The sequence below is a fragment of the Actinoallomurus soli genome, from assembly GCF_024055715.1.
GTDB lineage: Bacteria > Actinomycetota > Actinomycetes > Streptosporangiales > Streptosporangiaceae > Actinoallomurus > Actinoallomurus soli.
Genome location: NZ_JAMXMV010000009.1, coordinates 48,790 through 64,484, shown reverse-complemented (window position 1 = coordinate 64,484; position 15,695 = coordinate 48,790). Strand labels below are relative to the sequence as shown.

Here is a 15,695-nt window from a genome sequence, read left to right as displayed (position 1 = left end):
TCCCGATTGTGCTCATGATCGCCGAGCGTTCCGTTCACCTTCTCGCCTTCCGCCGCCCGAGTGGCCGACACCGGCGGCGAGACGGGACGGAGCGGCCCCCGCCCGGTTAGGCTCGTCCCCACACGGCCAGCGCCTACCCCCAAGGGCACGGAGAATGAGTGCGAGCGACCAGGCATCACCCCGGATCCCGGCCGACGGGCCGTCGTGCGATCGGAGGGCCCGATGAGCGCGACCCCCGACGAGGCGACGGCCGACCCGTCGACCTCTCTCGAGGAGGCCCGCAACCACGCCGAGAGCGGTGACCTGGACCGCGCCGCGGAGCTGTTCCGCCAGGTACTGGAGACCGGTGACACGGCCTCGCGGGCGCAGGCGGCGCTGGGCCTGGCGGTGGTGCTGGAGGGACGCGGCGACGACGAGGGCGCCCGGGAGGCCGACCGGCTCGCGATCGCCACCAGGGACCCGGAGTACGGCGCGCGCGCCGCGTACCACCTCGCGCTGTCCTGGCAGCGGGCCGGCGAGCGCGACCATGCCCGTGACGCCTGGCGCGCCCTCGTCGACTTCGGCAACCGCGCCTACCTGCCGCCCGCGTACCTCGCGCTCGCCCAGCTCGCCGACGAGGACGGCGACGCCCGGCAGGCGTGCGAGTGGTGGGAGCAGGTGATCGCGACCGGCGACGATGAGTACGCCCCGGTCGCCGCGCACGACCTGGCGCTGCGCCTGATCGACTGGGGCGAGCCCGCCCGCGCCCAGCGCGTCCTCGCCGGCGCGCTGGACCTCGTCGACCGGGGCCGCGACCCGCAGGCGCACGCCCGGCTCGCGGTCAGCCTCGGCATCGCGCACCTGGAGCAGGCGATCCACGCGTTCGGCAGCGTGACGCCGGGCGAGGACGCCGACCCGGAGGTCGTCCCCCTCGCCATCGAGCTGCTCGCCCGAACGCTTCCCCTGCGCGGCCGGGACGACGCCGCCCAGGAGATCTGGCGGCGCGGCCTCGACGACCCGGCGCTCGGCGAGCACGTACGGGCCCGGCTGCGCCGTACCTTCGCCGTCGACGGGGAGGACGCCTGGTGGGAGGACGAGGTGGAGGCCGCCGTGCGCGCCGGCTCGCTGCCCCTCCTCACCGGCGAGGTGTTCGGGGCGCTCGACCACATGCACGCCGTGATCGCCGCCAGGTACGCCAAGGGCCCGGACGGCCTGCCCGCCGAGGCCTACGACGTGCTCGGGGAGGCCGTTCAGGTCCCGGCGGACTATCCGTGGGGCCGTGCGCTGCGGGACAGCTTCGCCGAGCGACTGCGCCAGGCCATGGGCTCCGACGTCCCCGTCCTGCCCCCGAACTGGCCCGACGCCGGTTGACCGGGAGCGGGCGCGGCCTCGGCGAACCCGCCGCCCGCCGAACGGGATCCGGATCGCGCCGGCCGCCACCGGCGGCCCGCTCGATCCGCCCCGTGTCGGTCGCCCACCGGCGGCCCGCTATCCGCCCCGGACGCCGGCGGTCAGTCGGCGATGTCGCGCTGGGCGACGACCTTGGTGATCCGCACGCGGACGAGGAGCTCGCCGGGCACCGCGTTGCGGGCGCCGTACTCCTCGGCGCGGTCCGGTCCCATGTAGCGCCCGCCGAGCGCGGTCGCCCACCGGCGCAGCTCGTCCAGATCGTCGGACAGGGACGCCTCGCCCCACAGGGAGACGAAGGAGTACGGCGGGATCTCGTCGTCCACGCACAGTGAGATGCGGGGATCCCGGCGCAGGGCCTTGCCCTTGGTCCCCGAGGCCGCCGTCGTGAACACCAGATCGTCCCCGTCGAGGAGGAACCAGATCGGCGTGACGTGCGGTGTGCCGTCGGTCCTGGTCACGGCCGCCTTGCCGGTGCGAGTGCCGGTCAGCAGGAAGTCGCGCCACTCTTCGTCGCTCATGGTCTCGGCCATGATCCGATTCTTTCCGAGCGACGCGACGCCACGCGCGGCGGGGGTCAGGACACGGACGTGCCGATCAGGTGGCCCACCAGGAACGTCACCCCGGCGGCGAGACCGCCGACGACGACCTGGCGCAGGCCCGAGCGTACGGCCGGCCGACCGTTGAGGACGCCGATGCCCGCGCCGACCCCGAAGAGCGCGAGGACCGCGAGGCCGATCGCGGTCAGCAGCGCGGCGGCACCCCCCGTGATCAGGTAGGGCAGGACAACGACGAACGCGCCCAGCGCGAACGCGAACAGGCTGGAGCCCGCCGCGCTCCACGGGGAGCCCAGCTCGTCCGGGTCCAGGCCGAGCTCCTCCCGCGCGAGCGTGTCGAGCGCGACCTTCCTGTCGCTCATGATCCGTTCGGCGAGACGCTCGGCGTCGGCGCGGTCCAGGCCCTTGGCGCGGTAGAGCAGCACCAGCTCCGCGTGCTCCTCCTCCGGCGTCTCCTCCAGCTCCTGCGCCTCCAGCGCGAGCTCCCGCTCGAACATCTCCCGCTGGCTGGACATGGAGACGTACTCCCCGGCCGCCATGGAGAACGAGCCGGCCAGCAGCCCGGCGATTCCCGCGAGCAGGATCGCGGTCCGGGACGACCCGGAACCCGCGAAGCCCATGACCAGGGCGGTGTTCGAGACGAGGCCGTCGCTGACCCCGAACACGCCGGCCCGCAGTGCCCCCGAGCGGTCCGTGCGGTGCCAGCCCTCCCGGCGCGAGATCTGCACGCGCGGATCGGGCTTTCCGCCCTCGATGAGCTTGGCGAGCGTGCGCGCGTGTCCGCGCTCGTCATCGGCCATCCCCGGGGCCGCGTCCGGGTCGCGGTCGTAGAGGCCCGCGTCGGAGCGCTCGGCGCGCTCGATCATCGGCAGGACCGCGCGAGGAGAGAGCCGCCGCGCCGCCGTGGCGAGCAGCCGCGTCCGCATGCTGGGCGGTCCGGGCGGGGGCACCTCCGCCCCGGCCGCGCGCAGCTTGCCCTCCCAGTGGGCCGCGTGCCTCAGCTCGACGCTCGCCAGCTCCTCCAGGATCTCGCGTCGTTCCCCGTCCTCGGCGACCGCGAGGCTGGAGTACAGGGCCGCGGCGTCCCGCTCACTGGCGAGGAGGTCCTGCCAGCGTTTGACCTTCTGCCGATCGGCGGCTTCCCCCATGATTCTCCTCGAGATCGTCCTTCGTCCGTGTCCGAAACCCTATGACCGACAACCCGCCGGGACCGGAAAGTCATCCCTTCCGGCCGGTCGCCGCACCTCGGTGGCGGGGGCCGGCCGGCCGCGGAGTACGGTTCCGGCATGGACATCGCGACCCCGCAGGGGCCGGCCGAGGTGACCCTGGACGAGCCGGCGGATCCGGCCTTCCTCCTGGTCATGACCCACGGGTCGAACGGCGGGGTCGACGCGCCGGACCTGCTCGCCGTCCGCGATGAGGCGCTCGCGCGCGGCGGGGCCGTGGCGCGCGTGCTGCAGCCGTTCCGCCGCGCCGGGCGGCGCGCCCCCGGTTCGGCTCCGCGACAGGACGAGGCCTGGCTGGCGGTGGTCGCCGAGCTGCGGAAGAGATTCCCCGACGTGCCGATGATTCAGTGCGGGCGGAGCAACGGCGCGCGCGTCGCCTGCCGTACGGCGCTGAAGGCCGGGGCCCGCGGGGTGATCGCGCTCGCGTTTCCGCTGCACCCGCCCGGAAGACCCGAACGTTCCCGCGCGGACGAGCTGAGAGCCGCGGGCGTGGAGGTCGTGGTCGTCAACGGCGACCGTGATCCGTTCGGTGTCCCGGACCCCGCGGACGCCACCTGCGTCCAGGTCCTGCCGGGGGAACGGCACGATCTGGCCAGGAGGCCCGCCGAGGTGGGCGCGGTCGTGGGGGAGTGGCTACGCCGGTGGAGCACCGCTCGCCCTGAGATCCCCCGGGTCGATGGTCATTTCTGACTGGTCCCCCGAAGAGAACGCGTCACGCCGCCGTGTGGGCCGGAACGTCGGTCGGGCGGTGCGGCGCGATGATCCCCCCGTCGGGGAGCAGTTCGCCGGTGTCCTCGAACAGCACGACCCCGTTGCAGAGCAGACTCCATCCCTGCTCGGGGTGGCAGGTGACGGTGCGAGCGGCCTCACGGTCTGGTGCGGTCGCCGAGGGGCATGGCGGCTCGTGCGGGCACATCTGCGTGCCTCCGGTCTCGACTACTCGTAGGTGCGGTTGCCTCATGTCACTAAGACGTCTTCGAGTGTGCTGCGGTTCGCCCGCACGCCGATATGGCCCGGGCGGGCGGTTTTCCGAAGGCCCCAGTGACTCCTCGTGACAGAGATCACTTTACGGCTTATCGGTCCGCAGCCGCATCCAAATCGGCCAAAGAACAACTCTCAGTACAGACAACGATCTGTCGCCGTGACCGTCATGACCGGAAGGGCGGGCGTGTCGTCGTCACCGGTTCACGCGATCCTGCCGGTGGAACCCCGCACCGCGCGGGGCGCGTCGTGGACGTGGAACGGAGGAAGGAGCGCTGATCCGGACGCCGGAGTGCCCCCTCGGACCGCGTGGGTGTAGCGCACCCACGCCCGGGTGGACGGGCCGCATTAGTGTCGTCGGCGTGGACAGAGAGAACAGTCTCGGTGACTATCTGCGTGCCCGACGTGCGCTGGTCCGGCCGCAGGACGTCGGCCTGCCCGACGACGGTCCGCGGCGAGTGCCGGGACTCCGGCGCGACGAGGTGGCGCTGCTCGCAGGAGTGAGCACGGACTACTACATGCGGCTGGAGCAGGGCAGGGAACGGCATCCGTCCGACCAGGTGCTGCGGGCGATCGCCGGCGCACTGCGGCTCGATGAGGCCACCGCGGAGCATCTGTTCCGGCTCGGCATGCCGGCGTTCGGGACGACGGTGTCCACGTCGACGACCGTCGCCCCGGAGCTGCTGCGGCTGATGGACGGCATGCGGGATGTGCCCGCCTTCGTGGTCGGCGCGGCGCAGGACGTCCTGGCCGCGAACGCGATGGCGCGGGAGCTCTATCGCGGGTTCGCCCGGTACGACAACCTGCTACGAATGATCTTCCTCGATCCGTATGCGAGGGAGTTCTACGGTGACTGGGACGCCGCGTCGCGAATCGCCGTGGGCAATCTGCGGGCGTCGTCCTCACAGTTTCCCGTGGACGAGCGCATCGAGCGGGTCGTCGGCGAGCTGACCTTGCGCAGTCCGGCGTTCGCGAACCTGTGGGCTCGCTACGAGGTGCGTCCGCGTACCCGCGAGGACAAGCACTTCCTGCACCCGAGGGTGGGGGAGCTGCGCCTGCATTTCGAGGCGCTGGCGGTCACCGGCGCCCCTGGACAGCACCTGTCCGTCTACAGCGCCGAACCCGGCAGCGCCAGCCACGATGGCCTCGTCCTGCTGCGCCGCCTGGGCGAGCAGGCGGCCACTGATTCCGAGGACCCCGATGAAGAGATCGCTTTGGAGACAGGTGATTCCCGATCATGAATACTTCCCTTGCTGACAGCGTGGGCACCTACGAGATAGCCGGGAAGAAGGTCGCTCGCCTGGGCTTCGGCGCCATGCGGTTGACGGGGCTCGGGGTGTGGGGCGAGCCCGAGGACCGTGAGGAGTGCGTGCGTGTCGTGCGCCGTGCCGTCGAACTCGGTGTGCAGCTGATCGACACCGCCGATTCCTACGGGCCCTACATAAGCGAGGAGATCATCCGGGAGGCCGTTCATCCCTACCCGCGGGACGTACTGATCGCGACCAAGGCGGGGCTGACGCGCAACGGCCCGGATGTGATCAGGGAGGGGGGCGAACTGGTGCGTCTCGGGCCCAGGGCATGGCCGCCGGTCGGTCGCCCGGAGTACCTCCGTCAGGAGGCGCTGATGAGTCTGCGCCGGCTCGGGCTGGACCAGATCGACCTGTTCCAGCTCCATCGCGTCGATCCCAAGGTGCCGCTGGAGGAGCAGGTCGGGGAACTGAAGAACCTCCAGGACGAGGGCAAGATCGTCGCGATCGGACTGTCCCAGGTCACGGTCGGCCAGATCGAACAGGCGCGGAGGATCGCGGACGTCGCCACGGTCCAGAACCGCTACAACCTCACCGACCGCGGCTCCGCCGACGTCCTGGACTACTGCACCCGGCATGGCATCGGTTTCATCCCCTGGGCGCCTGTGGCGGCGGGTGAGCTGGCCCGGCCCGGCGGTCCGGTCGACCGCATCGCAGTCGCGCACCACTCCACTCCGTCCAACGTCGCGCTCTCCTGGCTGCTGGCCCGTTCGGAGGTCATGCTGCCCATTCCCGGCACGTCCAAGGTCGCCCACCTGGAGGACAACCTGGCATCGTCCCGACTCCGCCTCAGCGAAGCGGAGCTCGCCGAACTCGATGCGGCCGCGTGACCCCAGCCCCTCCGACGATCGTCGTGAGCTCGGATGGCCGGGCGGTTACGTCGCCAGCGCGCGTTCGCGGTGGCCCTGGTGGGGTTACCTGCCGGCTGTCACCGCTCCGCCGGCTGTCACCGCTCCGCCGGCCCGGTCGTCGACCATCCGTCCCTTCTGAGAAGGCTTCTCAACCGTGATACTTCCGTTCGACGAGGCCGGCCAGGGCCGGCCGGTCGTCCTGCTGCACGCCCGGCCCACCGACCGCACCATGTGGCGGGCCCATCTTCCGCTGCTCGCCAAGGCCGGTGTCCGGGCCATCGCACTTGATCTGCCCGGCCACGGCGACGCCGCCACGGCCCAGCGCGACGAGGTGGCTCCCTGGGCCGATGTGCTGGACACACTCGACCATCTCGGGATCGACCGCTTCGTCCTCGCCGGAAACTCGCTCGGTGCCCTGGTGGCTCTCCAGATCGCGGTCACAGAGCCCCGGCGTGTGCAGGGCTTGGTGTTGATCGGCTACCGGCCGCACGACCAGCCGCCGTCTTCCCGCCTGCGGACTGCATGGGACAGGGAGCGGACCGCGCTGGAAGCCGATGACCTCGAAGCCGCCGTGCGGGCCGGCGTCGAGTCCTGGACGTCGGCCAAGGCACCGGACGAGGTCCGCGCGCATGCCGCCGCCATGCTGCGCAGACAGCTGACCGCCCACCTCGCGTACGGTGAGCCGCGTCCGGCGGCGGACCCGCTGAGCAAGGAGGCGAACGCCCTCCGCGCACTGACCGTTCCCGCGCTGGTCGGCGTCGGTGAACTCGACATGCCGGACTTCTTCGAAGGCGGAAAGGGCCTGAGCGACGAGCTCGGCGCGGGTGAAGTCGTCGTCATCCCGAACGCCGGACACCTCGCTCCGCTGGAACGGCCCGAGGCCTTCTGCACCCTGCTGCTCGACTTCGCCGGCCGCCTGCCCGCCGAACCGGCCCACAGCCGCGACTGAGTCCGCCGGTCACACGGACAGAAGAACCCGAGAAAGGGGATCCATGGGAAACCGTTTGATCTCCCGCGTCTGCCGGCGTCGTGGCCGCGAGGGTGGTCTCAGGCCGTCCGCCGACCGAGGCCGTCGGCCCACTCGGGGCCGATGTCCCGCAGGGTGTAACCGTCCGGGTAGGACCTGGTGTAGGGCTTCTTCGGCCGGGAGGACGGGCGCGGCGGCAGCAGCCGTACGACCAGCGCCCGCGCCTTGAGCGCACGGGGCGCGGCGACCTCGATGATCCGGGATGCGCGCGGCAGGCCGAGGGCCTGACGGAGCGGCGCGTCGGTCATCGCCAGCACGCCCTCGCGGGCGAGCGGGCGCAGGAACCAGGGGAACCAGCCCTCGAAGATGGCGATCGTCGCCTCCGCCACCCGGTGGTTCTCCGGGGTGTAGGCGTAGTTCTTGCGCTCGTACCCGTCGAGGAACTCCGCGAACTCCTCATAGGTCTCCGGGATCTCCTTCAGACCCATGAGCCGGCCGATGTGGCGGAAGGTGTTCACCGTGGCCCGTACCTCGTGCCTGCTGTACGGCCGCCAGCCGTACTCCGCCATCCAGCGGACCGGGACGACCACGAACGTCGACAGGACGTACAGGAAGTCGTCGTTCGCGATGGAGTACCGGCCGTGGATGCGGTTCATGCGGCGGAGCGCGGCGCGGCCGCGTTCGGAGTCCAGCCCGCCGTCCTGCGTCATCTCGTACAGCAGGACGACGGTGTCGTCGTAGCGCTTCTGACCGCGCCGCGCGAACTCACCGGTCCGGTCGAGCAGGCCGCCGATCGACGGCACCGCGTACGTGCGGAAGAGCGCCAGCTCCAGGGACCGCTGGAGGTCCCAGGGAAACTCGTACTCGGCGCTGATCCGATAGATGTCCTGGTAGTCGCGCTCGGGGTCGAGGGCCTGGAGCTGCCGTAGACGGGTATAGCGGGCCATCCCGAATCTCCGTATAAGGGGGTGATTACCGGATTCGGACCCCATGATCGTACGGGAGACGGCCGCGCGGCGGCAGAGGCGGCGTCAGGCGAGGCGGAGATCGGGGAGGCGCGGCCGGGCCGAGCCCGTCGGACGATGCCGGCCGGACGAGGGCGGCCAGGGCGCGGTCGACCGGGAGCGGCCGGTCAGGGCGCCGTCGGCCGGACGAGACCGGCCAGGACGCGGTCGAGGCCCGCGGTGAACCGTTCGTCGGAGTCCACCTCGTCGGAGGTCGTTCCGGACGCCTGCTCGCGGGCCTCCAGGGCCACGGTGCCGAGCAGGTAGCCGAGCAGGACGTGCGCGCCGACGAACGCCTCCGCCTCCCGCAGGCCGGCCTCGCGCAGCAGTTCCCGGATCGAGAGCGTCGTCGCCATCAGCGCCCCCGGGTTGCGGCGGGTGACGATGAGGGGCATCACGCCGACGTGTTCGAGCAGCCGGCCGCGATAGGCGTGGGCCCAGGAGCGCAGCCGGTCGCGGGGCTCGCCGTCGCCGGGCGGCACCGGCAGCGCGGCGACGTGGGCGATCAGCTGTTCGAGGAGCTGTTCCTTGCCGTGCGGGAGGTGGTGGTAGATCGCCATCGCCTCGACCTGCAGCGAGTCGCCGAGGCGGCGCATCGTCAACCGGCCCAGGCCCTGACCGTCGATGAGGTGGAGCGCGGTCTCGATGATGCGCTCGCGCGTGAGCGGTTCCCGCTGCGACATGATCGCACCTTACTGCGTAAAGGCGGCTGCCGGAAGAGTATCCCGGCTGCGTGTCATGGCGCCGTACCGTCTACCCTTGGCTCGGAAGCATCGAGGAAAGAAGGGGAGCCGCCATGGTCCTGGGTCGCAAGGTGAGCCCGGAGGTCGCTGAGCACCACGCCGCGGACAAGGAGCTCGCCGGCGAGCTTCGCGACCGGCTCGCCGCCGCGCAGGACGCGGAGCGGGAGTTCCACGCCGCTCAGGTCGAGGGCCGTCCGCTCGACGAGCTGCGCCCGCTGGCGGTCGCCTACGACCGCGCGCTGCTCGACGCGCTTCGCGCCGCGGAGGCGGCCCAGCGCGTGGCGATGGGCCCGAAGACCTACGAGCACGGCGACGCCAAGGAGCGCCGGGCCGCGCAGATCGCCGCCCGCAAGGCGCGGGCCAAGGCGAGCGTCCGTCCGTACATCAACGAGGTCGACCGGCTGCGCACCCTGCGCGAGGCGCACAAGCTGGCCGTGCGGACGACCCCGCCCGCCCACGTCTGAGGCGTCCCGCCATCACGTGGGACCGGCCGTGCGGCGCCCGGACACCGGGCGCCGCCGGGGTGCCCTCGCGCAGGCCTGATCGGTCCGGGGGCGGACCGGCCGCCGCCGGGGACTCACGCCACTCGCGCGGCACGCCGTGGTGACCTGGTCGATAGGGGACCTTGACCCTGGGCGCGACTCGCTCGCGCCGTCGCCACTTGTCCATGAAATCGCCGCCGGATTTCGTCCAACGGGTACAAGGCAGTGCCCCACCAGCGTGAACACGGCCCGGTCGGAGTGGCACGGGCCGATGAACTCTGAGACTCTACCGACTCAGGTGTCGTCGTGGGCAACAGCGGCCGTCCCGGCCACGGCGATGCGGGCCAGCAGGAAGTGCTCTGTCCGGGGGGATCAGTTGGAGCGCACGGCGCCTGATCGGCGAGACCTTCTCGGCGCGTGCCGAGAAGGCGTCATCGCCATCTGTGAGCTTGCCGCGCACTTCTCCGACTGGTCCGTGCCCACGCCGTGCAGGGAGTGGGAGGCCATCGACCTGGCCGGTCACCTGCGTTGCGTCGCGGAGAACTTCCACGAGTACCTCAACGACGCCCCGAACAGCAGGCTGTCCCGGTTGTTCGCCCAGGACGCCCCGGCCGCCCTCATGATGCGCCAGCTGTCGCGGCAGAACGCCGCCGAGCTGGCCGTGCTGCCGCCCGCCGAGGGACGGGATCACATCGTCGCGTTCGCCGTCTCCGCCGAGGCCTACTCCGACCGGCTGCTGGACGTGTGGGACGAGCCGTACCTCTCCTACCGGGGTACGAAGCTGACCGCGGGGGACTACGCCGGGGCGGTGTGCGTCGAGTGGCACCTGCACGCCTGGGACCTGGCCCGCGCGCTCGACAAGGACCACCGGCCCAGCCGCCCCGACGTCATCGCGGCGGCCTGGCGCACCGGGGTTCCGCACCTCCCGTCGCCGGGCCGGGGCGACGAGTGGGAGGCGGTGCTGCGCGCGTCCGGGCGGTCACCGGACTGGCATCCCGAGTGACGGCGGTGCCGCGCCGGAGACTCACTCGGTGAGCAGCGGCTCCAGCATCCGGTGCGGCCGCCGGAGCGCCCGCGAGACCGCGTCGTCCCGGTGCGGCCGGTCGGCGCCCGGGCCGGGGCGCACCTCCAGCTCCTCGGGTGGGGCGAACCGCCCGCACGCCGGGCAGGTGCCCGTACGGTCGACGCGCGTGCCGCAGGGGAGATGGGTGTAGAGCCGGCAGGGTCCGAACGGCGCCAGGTGCTCCCCGCCCCAGTGGCCGAGCGCGTTCAGCGCGGGCCAGAGCCCGCGGCCGCGTTCGGTGAGCACGTACTCATGACGTCGCGGTGACTCCTGGTACGGCCGCCGGGCGAGGACGCCGGCGTCGACGAGGGCCTGCAGGCGCGTCGCCAGCACCGCACGGGGGATGTCCAGATGGGCGAGGAAGTCGCCGTAGCGTCGCACGCCGTAGAAGGCGTCCCGGACGATGAGCAGCGTCCACCGCTCGCCGAGCAGTTCGAGGGCGCGGGCGAGCGCGCAGTCCTGCGCCTCGTAGTCCTTGCCTAGGGCCATGGCCCTCAGGTTAGTTCATTCACCGAACTCACGTGTTACAGTCGGCCCTCCGTTAGTTCAATCAATGAACCGAGGTGATGGCCGTGCGGACGACCGCGCCGGTCGGGGAACGCGTGCGGGAGGGACAGACCCTCGCCGTCGTCTCCGCCGCGACGATGCTCGCGCTGATGAACTACAACGCGACCTTCTCCACGCTCGCCGCCATGGCGCGCGACCTGAACGCGAGAACGGCGGGACAGACCTGGATCCTCGGCGCCATATCGCTCGGCACCGCCGTGCTGCTGCTCGCGGTCGGCGGCCTCGCCGACGATCACGGGCGCAAGCGCGTCTTCGTCGCCGGAGCGGGCACGCTGGCGGCCTCCAGCGTCGTGTGCGCCCTCGCCCCGACGACCGCGTCCTTCGTCGCCGGCCGGCTGCTGCAGGGCGGCGCGACCGCGGCCCTGCTGGCGGCCGGGCTGGGGCTCATCGGCCACGCCTTCCCCCCCGGTCCCGAGCGCGCCCGGGCGACCGGCGTGTGGGGCGCGATGCTGGGCCTCGGCATCGCGCTGGGACCCGAGGCATCCGCCGGCCTGGCCGAACTCGCCGGCTGGCGGGCCTGGTACGTCGCCGCGGCGGTCGCGTCCGTCGGTCTGGCCGCGACGGCCGGCTCCGTGCTGCGCGAGTCACGGGCCGCGGAACAGCGCAGCGTCGACCTGCCGGGCATCCTGACGCTGGGCCCCGGCGTCGCGGCGTTGCTCGGCGCGATCACCCTCGGACGCGGGGGATGGGCTCGGGCGGGAGTGTTCACGCTGGGCGCCGTCGCCGTCATCCTCCTGGCGGCCTTCGTGGTCGCGGAGTCGCGGTCCCGCGAGCCGCTGCTGGACCTGCGGCTGTTGCGCCGGCCGGACTTCGCGGTGGCGACCGGCGGCGCGTTCGTCACCGGGGTCGCGGTGATCGGGCTGATGAGCTACCTGCCGACGATCGTGGGCCGGGTGCTCGGGGCACCTCCTCTCCTCGCGGGCGCCGTGCTGACTCTGTGGTCCGGCGTCGCGTTCGCCGTCTCGCTCCAGGTCCGCCGCCTCCGCGCCGAGGGCCGTCACCTCATCGCGGCCGGCCTGGCGTTGTGCGCGCTCGGCGACCTCGGCCTGATCGGCCTGTCCGCCGGCTGGGGATGGTGGCGGCTCGTCCCCGGCCTGGTGGTCAGCGGCGCGGGCAGCGGCCTGCTCAACGCCGCGCTCGCCCGGATGGCCGTCGAGAGCGTGCCGCCGTCCCGTACCGCCATGGGGTCCGGCGCGAACAACACGGCCCGCTACATCGGCGCCTCGATCGGCGTCGCCGTCGTGGTCGCCCTGGCCACCTCCGGGCCGAACCTGGCCCACGGGACCGACGTCGCCCTGGCCGTCTGCGCCGCGCTCGCGTTCGCCGGCGCGCCGGTCGCTCTCGCCGCACGCGGACGCCGGCTCCCCGGCCCGGCGGGCGAAGCGCCGAGAGCGTGTGCGTCAAGTGAGGGCGCGGTACAAGAACGGTGAAAGGTTTCTTGTGACCCGTAGGCAACGACGGGCCGGGGCGGAGACGCCAGACTGTCGGGCACTCGTCAGTGGAAGGGTGGCCGTGTTCTTCTCGCTCCTCAAGCACGTGTTGCTGGGACCCCTCCTGAGGATCGTGTTCCGGCCCAAGGTGACCGGCACGGTTCCGGACGGCGCCGCGATCCTCGCCTCCAACCACCTGTCCTTCTGCGACTCCCTGTTCCTGCCGCTGATGGCGCCGCGCAAGGTGGTCTTCATCGGCAAGGAGGAGTACTTCGTCGGCACCGGGCTCAAGGGGCGGCTCATCGCGGCCTTCTTCCGGGGCGTCGGCACGATCCCCGTCGACCGCCGCGGCGGCTCCGAGGCGGCCGACGCGCTCGACACGGCGCTGGGCGTGCTGCGGCAGGGCAGGCTCTTCGGCATCTACCCGGAGGGGACCCGCTCGCCGGACGGCCGGCTCTACCGTGGCAAGACCGGCGTGGCCCGGCTGGCCCTCGCCTCGGGCGCGCCGGTGGTCCCGTGCGCCCTCATCGGCACCGACAAGGTCCAGCCCATGGGGCACAGGTTCCCCAAGAAGATCATGCGGGTGGAGGTGCGCTTCGGCGAGCCGCTGCGGTTCGGCGAGGACGCCGACCCACGGGCGGTCACCGACGAGATCGTCGCGGCGATCCAGAAACTGTCCGGCCAGGAGTACGTCGACGTCTACGCCGCCTCCGTCAAGAACGGCTGACCGAGCCTTCCCCGGCCGGCCGGGAACAGCGGGGACGGGCCGGGAACAGATCCGCCTCCCGGGCGGTTCAACGGTGTGACGGGCTACGCGGGGCGGACGAAGCCCGACTCGTACGCCGCGATCACCGCCTGGGTGCGATCCCGGGCTCCGAGCTTGGCCAGCAGGTTCCCGACGTGGGTCTTCACCGTCTCCACGCTCACGACGAGGTCCGCGGCGATCTCCGCGTTCGACAGGCCACGGGCCATCAGCGTGAGGACCTGCTCCTCGCGCTCGGTGAGCCGCGCCCGCCGTACCCGGTCGGTCTCGCGGCCCGCCGCGTGCCGGGCGGCCAGTCCCCGGATCGCCGCCGGGAACAGCAGTGAGTCGCTGAGCGCGACGGTGCGGATCGCCTGCAGGATCTCCGGCGGCCGGGCCCGTTTGAGCAGGAAGCCGCTCGCGCCGGCGCGTAGCGCCTCGTAGACGTAGTCGTCGTTCTCGAACGTCGTGACGACCAGGATCCGCGGTGGGTCGGGGACCGCGCCGAGGATCGTCCGGGTCGCCTGGATGCCGTCGACGGCGGGCATGCGGACGTCCATCAGGACGACGTCGGGACGCAGCGCGCGGACCATCGGCGGCACTTCGGCGCCGTCGGCGGCCTCGCCGACGACCGTGAGGTCCGGTTCGGCGTCGATGATGGCGCGCAGGCCGGTGCGGATCAGCGGCTCGTCGTCCGCGATGAGGATGTCGGTCACCGTCGTTCGAGCTCCAGGAGGGGGACGACCGGAATCGTGACGTGCACTCGCCACCGCGCGCCGTCGAGGCCCGCGGTGGAGCGCCCGCCGAGGAGTGCGACGCGCTCCCGGACGCCGCGCAGGCCGCTGCCGCCGCCGGTCCGCGGCGTGGCGCCGGCTCGTTGCGCGGCACCCGCCCGTGGTGTGGCGCCCGTACGTGGTGTGGCGGCGGGCCCGAGCGGGTTCGTCACCTCGAGCTCGAGCCGGTCGGCGCACACCTCGATCCGAACGTCGACCGGGACCTTGCCGGCGTGCCGGAGGACGTTGGTGAGCGCCTCCTGCAGGATGCGGTAGGCCTCCCGGGACACCACGGCCGGTACGCCGTCCGTCGCGCCGACCTCGGCCCGCACCTCGGCGCCGGCGGACCGGGTCTGCTCCACCAGCGCCTCCACATCGGCGAGCGTACGCTGCGGGGTCCGGGCACTCGGGTCCTCGCGCAGCAGGCCGAGCACGTGGTCGAGGTCCTCCAGCGCCGTGCGCCCGGTCTCCTCGATCGCGGACAGCGCGCGGCGGGCGAACTCCGGATCCGTGTCGAGCAGGCGGACCGCCGCGCCGGCCTGAAGGGTCGTGACGGTCAGCGCGTGCCCGATGGAGTCGTGGAGCTCACGGGCCAGCCGGTTGCGCTCGATGAGCTGCTCCGCGCGCCGCTCCAGCTGCACCAGCCGGTCCGCCGGGGATGGGCCGAGCAGCGCCGGCGCCAGCCGGGCCAGCACCGCTCCGACGGCCGCTCCGAGGGAGACGATCAAAGGCAGGAGGAGCCCCAGGAGCACGGACACCCCGGCGAGCAGCAGCGCCGAATCGCCGAGCAGCCCGCGGACGGGGCTGTCCCCGCGGGACGCCGTCCGCAGCAGGACCAGGACCACCGGTACGGCGACGACGGCGACCAGGCCGGTGCCGCCGCCCACGCCGATGTGCAGCACCCACCACACGGCGGTGCGCCGGCGCGACCGCCACGAGCGCATCCCCTCGACGGTCTCCGCGGGCAGCTGAACGTCCAGCAGCGTCTCGACGGCGGTACGGGACAGGATGCGCACGGCGGGGATGAAGGCCACCGCGCTGGAGACGCCGATGTAGGCGAGCAGCATGACCAGCGACTGCAGCAACTGGTCGGGCGCCAGCCGTCCGGCCCTGTTCGTGATCCGCAGCAGACCGGCATAGATCAGGAGGTACGGCACCAGGATCGCCGTGCCGCCGAGGAGGAACGTCCAGCGGCGGTACGTCGTCACGCTGATGAGCGGGCGGACCAGGAACTTCACGCCGAAATCGTCCCAGAACGGCGGCGCGCCGCGCCTCCCCCGGAGGAGCGAGGTTCCGGTGGCCGGGAATTCGGTGACTGGTGTACCGGCCGTCCCGTGCTATATGTTGAGTGCGACGCCGGGATTCTCCGCCCGATCGGAAACGGCGTTCTTCCGCAGGGACATCGTTCCATCCGCCGCCGTTGAGTTTCCGGCAGGCGACGCTCGATCTCTCCGAAACGGTCTCGTCTTTCCGCGTACCGCTCGGCCGTACGCGATTTCTCCGGCGGCCCGACGCGCCGCCTCGTTCTCCGCGCGCCGTCATCGTCGACGGCGCCGCGTTCCGAAAGGACCCTTCATGACCATCACCCTCGAACCCACCACCACCTCGTCCCGCGC

17 protein-coding genes are annotated in these 15,695 nt (G+C 72.4%); 9 read left to right on the top strand and 8 right to left on the bottom strand.

What is annotated here, in order from left to right; all coding sequences use genetic code 11:
- Nucleotides 1-222: 222 nt before the first annotated feature.
- Nucleotides 223-1,350, top strand: a complete 1,128-nt coding sequence (locus tag NDW01_RS22785) for a tetratricopeptide repeat protein (protein ID WP_252823298.1) — start codon at nt 223-225, stop codon at nt 1,348-1,350.
- A gap of 140 nt (nt 1,351-1,490) precedes the next feature.
- Here the strand turns inward: NDW01_RS22785 and NDW01_RS22780 are convergent, their stop codons facing one another.
- Both NDW01_RS22780 and NDW01_RS22775 read right to left on the bottom strand, forming a co-directional pair.
- Nucleotides 1,491-1,919, bottom strand: coding sequence for a PPOX class F420-dependent oxidoreductase (locus tag NDW01_RS22780; RefSeq protein ID WP_252823297.1), 429 nt, complete (start codon nt 1,917-1,919; stop codon nt 1,491-1,493).
- A 44-nt stretch (nt 1,920-1,963) separates the two neighbouring features.
- On the bottom strand, nt 1,964-3,091 hold the full coding sequence (locus NDW01_RS22775; RefSeq protein ID WP_252823296.1) for a VIT1/CCC1 transporter family protein: 1,128 nt from the start codon (nt 3,089-3,091) through the stop codon (nt 1,964-1,966).
- Nucleotides 3,092-3,229: 138 nt separating this feature from the next.
- Here NDW01_RS22775 and NDW01_RS22770 point away from each other — a divergent pair, with 138 nt between their 5' ends.
- Complete coding sequence (locus tag NDW01_RS22770) at nt 3,230-3,859, top strand: alpha/beta hydrolase family protein (RefSeq protein ID WP_252823295.1); 630 nt, start codon at nt 3,230-3,232, stop codon at nt 3,857-3,859.
- Between the two features lie 22 nt (nt 3,860-3,881).
- On the opposite strand, the gene NDW01_RS22765 is transcribed toward NDW01_RS22770, so the two are convergent.
- On the bottom strand, nt 3,882-4,085 hold the full coding sequence (locus NDW01_RS22765) for a DUF5999 family protein (RefSeq protein WP_252823552.1): 204 nt from the start codon (nt 4,083-4,085) through the stop codon (nt 3,882-3,884).
- Between the two features lie 427 nt (nt 4,086-4,512).
- On the opposite strand from NDW01_RS22765, the gene NDW01_RS22760 reads away from it, so the two are divergent.
- The 3 genes from NDW01_RS22760 (at nt 4,513) to NDW01_RS22750 (ending at nt 7,257) form a co-directional block, all read left to right on the top strand.
- The gene (locus NDW01_RS22760) at nt 4,513-5,391 is read left to right on the top strand and encodes a helix-turn-helix domain-containing protein (protein ID WP_252823294.1); all 879 of its coding nucleotides are present in this window, start codon (nt 4,513-4,515) and stop codon (nt 5,389-5,391) included.
- Complete coding sequence (locus NDW01_RS22755; protein WP_252823293.1) at nt 5,388-6,287, top strand: aldo/keto reductase; 900 nt, start codon at nt 5,388-5,390, stop codon at nt 6,285-6,287. Before NDW01_RS22760 ends, NDW01_RS22755 begins: the two co-directional genes overlap by 4 nt.
- Before the next feature lie 175 nt (nt 6,288-6,462).
- Nucleotides 6,463-7,257, top strand: a complete 795-nt coding sequence (locus tag NDW01_RS22750) for an alpha/beta fold hydrolase (protein ID WP_252823292.1) — start codon at nt 6,463-6,465, stop codon at nt 7,255-7,257.
- A 98-nt stretch (nt 7,258-7,355) separates the two neighbouring features.
- On the opposite strand, the gene NDW01_RS22745 is transcribed toward NDW01_RS22750, so the two are convergent.
- Both NDW01_RS22745 and NDW01_RS22740 read right to left on the bottom strand, forming a co-directional pair.
- The gene (locus NDW01_RS22745) at nt 7,356-8,222 is read right to left on the bottom strand and encodes an oxygenase MpaB family protein (RefSeq protein WP_252823291.1); all 867 of its coding nucleotides are present in this window, start codon (nt 8,220-8,222) and stop codon (nt 7,356-7,358) included.
- Between the two features lie 185 nt (nt 8,223-8,407).
- Nucleotides 8,408-8,962, bottom strand: a complete 555-nt coding sequence (locus NDW01_RS22740) for a TetR/AcrR family transcriptional regulator (protein ID WP_252823290.1) — start codon at nt 8,960-8,962, stop codon at nt 8,408-8,410.
- 113 nt (nt 8,963-9,075) lie between these two features.
- Between NDW01_RS22740 and NDW01_RS22735 the strand changes: the two genes are divergently transcribed.
- Nucleotides 9,076-9,486: a plectin gene (locus NDW01_RS22735; protein WP_252781386.1), complete on the top strand. Its 411-nt coding sequence runs from the start codon at nt 9,076-9,078 to the stop codon at nt 9,484-9,486.
- A gap of 355 nt (nt 9,487-9,841) precedes the next feature.
- A complete protein-coding gene (locus tag NDW01_RS22730; protein WP_256512740.1) occupies nt 9,842-10,507 on the top strand; it encodes a maleylpyruvate isomerase N-terminal domain-containing protein in 666 nt (221 codons plus the stop codon).
- 21 nt (nt 10,508-10,528) lie between these two features.
- On the opposite strand, the gene NDW01_RS22725 is transcribed toward NDW01_RS22730, so the two are convergent.
- Nucleotides 10,529-11,056 (bottom strand): winged helix-turn-helix transcriptional regulator, encoded by a 528-nt coding sequence (locus NDW01_RS22725; protein ID WP_252823288.1) that lies wholly within the window; start codon nt 11,054-11,056, stop codon nt 10,529-10,531.
- An 83-nt stretch (nt 11,057-11,139) separates the two neighbouring features.
- Here NDW01_RS22725 and NDW01_RS22720 point away from each other — a divergent pair, with 83 nt between their 5' ends.
- Together NDW01_RS22720 and NDW01_RS22715 are read left to right on the top strand one after the other, a co-directional pair.
- The gene (locus NDW01_RS22720; protein WP_252823287.1) at nt 11,140-12,564 is read left to right on the top strand and encodes an MFS transporter; all 1,425 of its coding nucleotides are present in this window, start codon (nt 11,140-11,142) and stop codon (nt 12,562-12,564) included.
- Nucleotides 12,565-12,646: 82 nt separating this feature from the next.
- Nucleotides 12,647-13,291, top strand: a complete 645-nt coding sequence (locus NDW01_RS22715) for a lysophospholipid acyltransferase family protein (protein ID WP_252823286.1) — start codon at nt 12,647-12,649, stop codon at nt 13,289-13,291.
- An 83-nt stretch (nt 13,292-13,374) separates the two neighbouring features.
- Here NDW01_RS22715 and NDW01_RS22710 read toward each other — a convergent pair whose 3' ends face one another.
- On the bottom strand, nt 13,375-14,022 hold the full coding sequence (locus NDW01_RS22710) for a response regulator (RefSeq protein WP_252823285.1): 648 nt from the start codon (nt 14,020-14,022) through the stop codon (nt 13,375-13,377).
- Nucleotides 14,019-15,317 (bottom strand): sensor histidine kinase, encoded by a 1,299-nt coding sequence (locus NDW01_RS22705; protein ID WP_252823284.1) that lies wholly within the window; start codon nt 15,315-15,317, stop codon nt 14,019-14,021. The genes NDW01_RS22710 and NDW01_RS22705 overlap by 4 nt, the downstream gene beginning before the upstream one ends.
- Nucleotides 15,318-15,695 lie beyond the last annotated feature (378 nt).

Coding starts and splice junctions, on each gene's coding strand:
- NDW01_RS22785 (WP_252823298.1), top strand. CDS start 223: ATGAGCGCGACCCCCGACGAGGCGACGGCCGACCCGTCGACCTCTCTC.
- NDW01_RS22780 (WP_252823297.1), bottom strand. CDS start 1,919: ATGGCCGAGACCATGAGCGACGAAGAGTGGCGCGACTTCCTGCTGACC.
- NDW01_RS22775 (WP_252823296.1), bottom strand. CDS start 3,091: ATGGGGGAAGCCGCCGATCGGCAGAAGGTCAAACGCTGGCAGGACCTC.
- NDW01_RS22770 (WP_252823295.1), top strand. CDS start 3,230: ATGGACATCGCGACCCCGCAGGGGCCGGCCGAGGTGACCCTGGACGAG.
- NDW01_RS22765 (WP_252823552.1), bottom strand. CDS start 4,085: ATGTGCCCGCACGAGCCGCCATGCCCCTCGGCGACCGCACCAGACCGT.
- NDW01_RS22755 (WP_252823293.1), top strand. CDS start 5,388: ATGAATACTTCCCTTGCTGACAGCGTGGGCACCTACGAGATAGCCGGG.
- NDW01_RS22745 (WP_252823291.1), bottom strand. CDS start 8,222: ATGGCCCGCTATACCCGTCTACGGCAGCTCCAGGCCCTCGACCCCGAG.
- NDW01_RS22740 (WP_252823290.1), bottom strand. CDS start 8,962: ATGTCGCAGCGGGAACCGCTCACGCGCGAGCGCATCATCGAGACCGCG.
- NDW01_RS22735 (WP_252781386.1), top strand. CDS start 9,076: ATGGTCCTGGGTCGCAAGGTGAGCCCGGAGGTCGCTGAGCACCACGCC.
- NDW01_RS22730 (WP_256512740.1), top strand. CDS start 9,842: ATGCGGGCCAGCAGGAAGTGCTCTGTCCGGGGGGATCAGTTGGAGCGC.
- NDW01_RS22725 (WP_252823288.1), bottom strand. CDS start 11,056: ATGGCCCTAGGCAAGGACTACGAGGCGCAGGACTGCGCGCTCGCCCGC.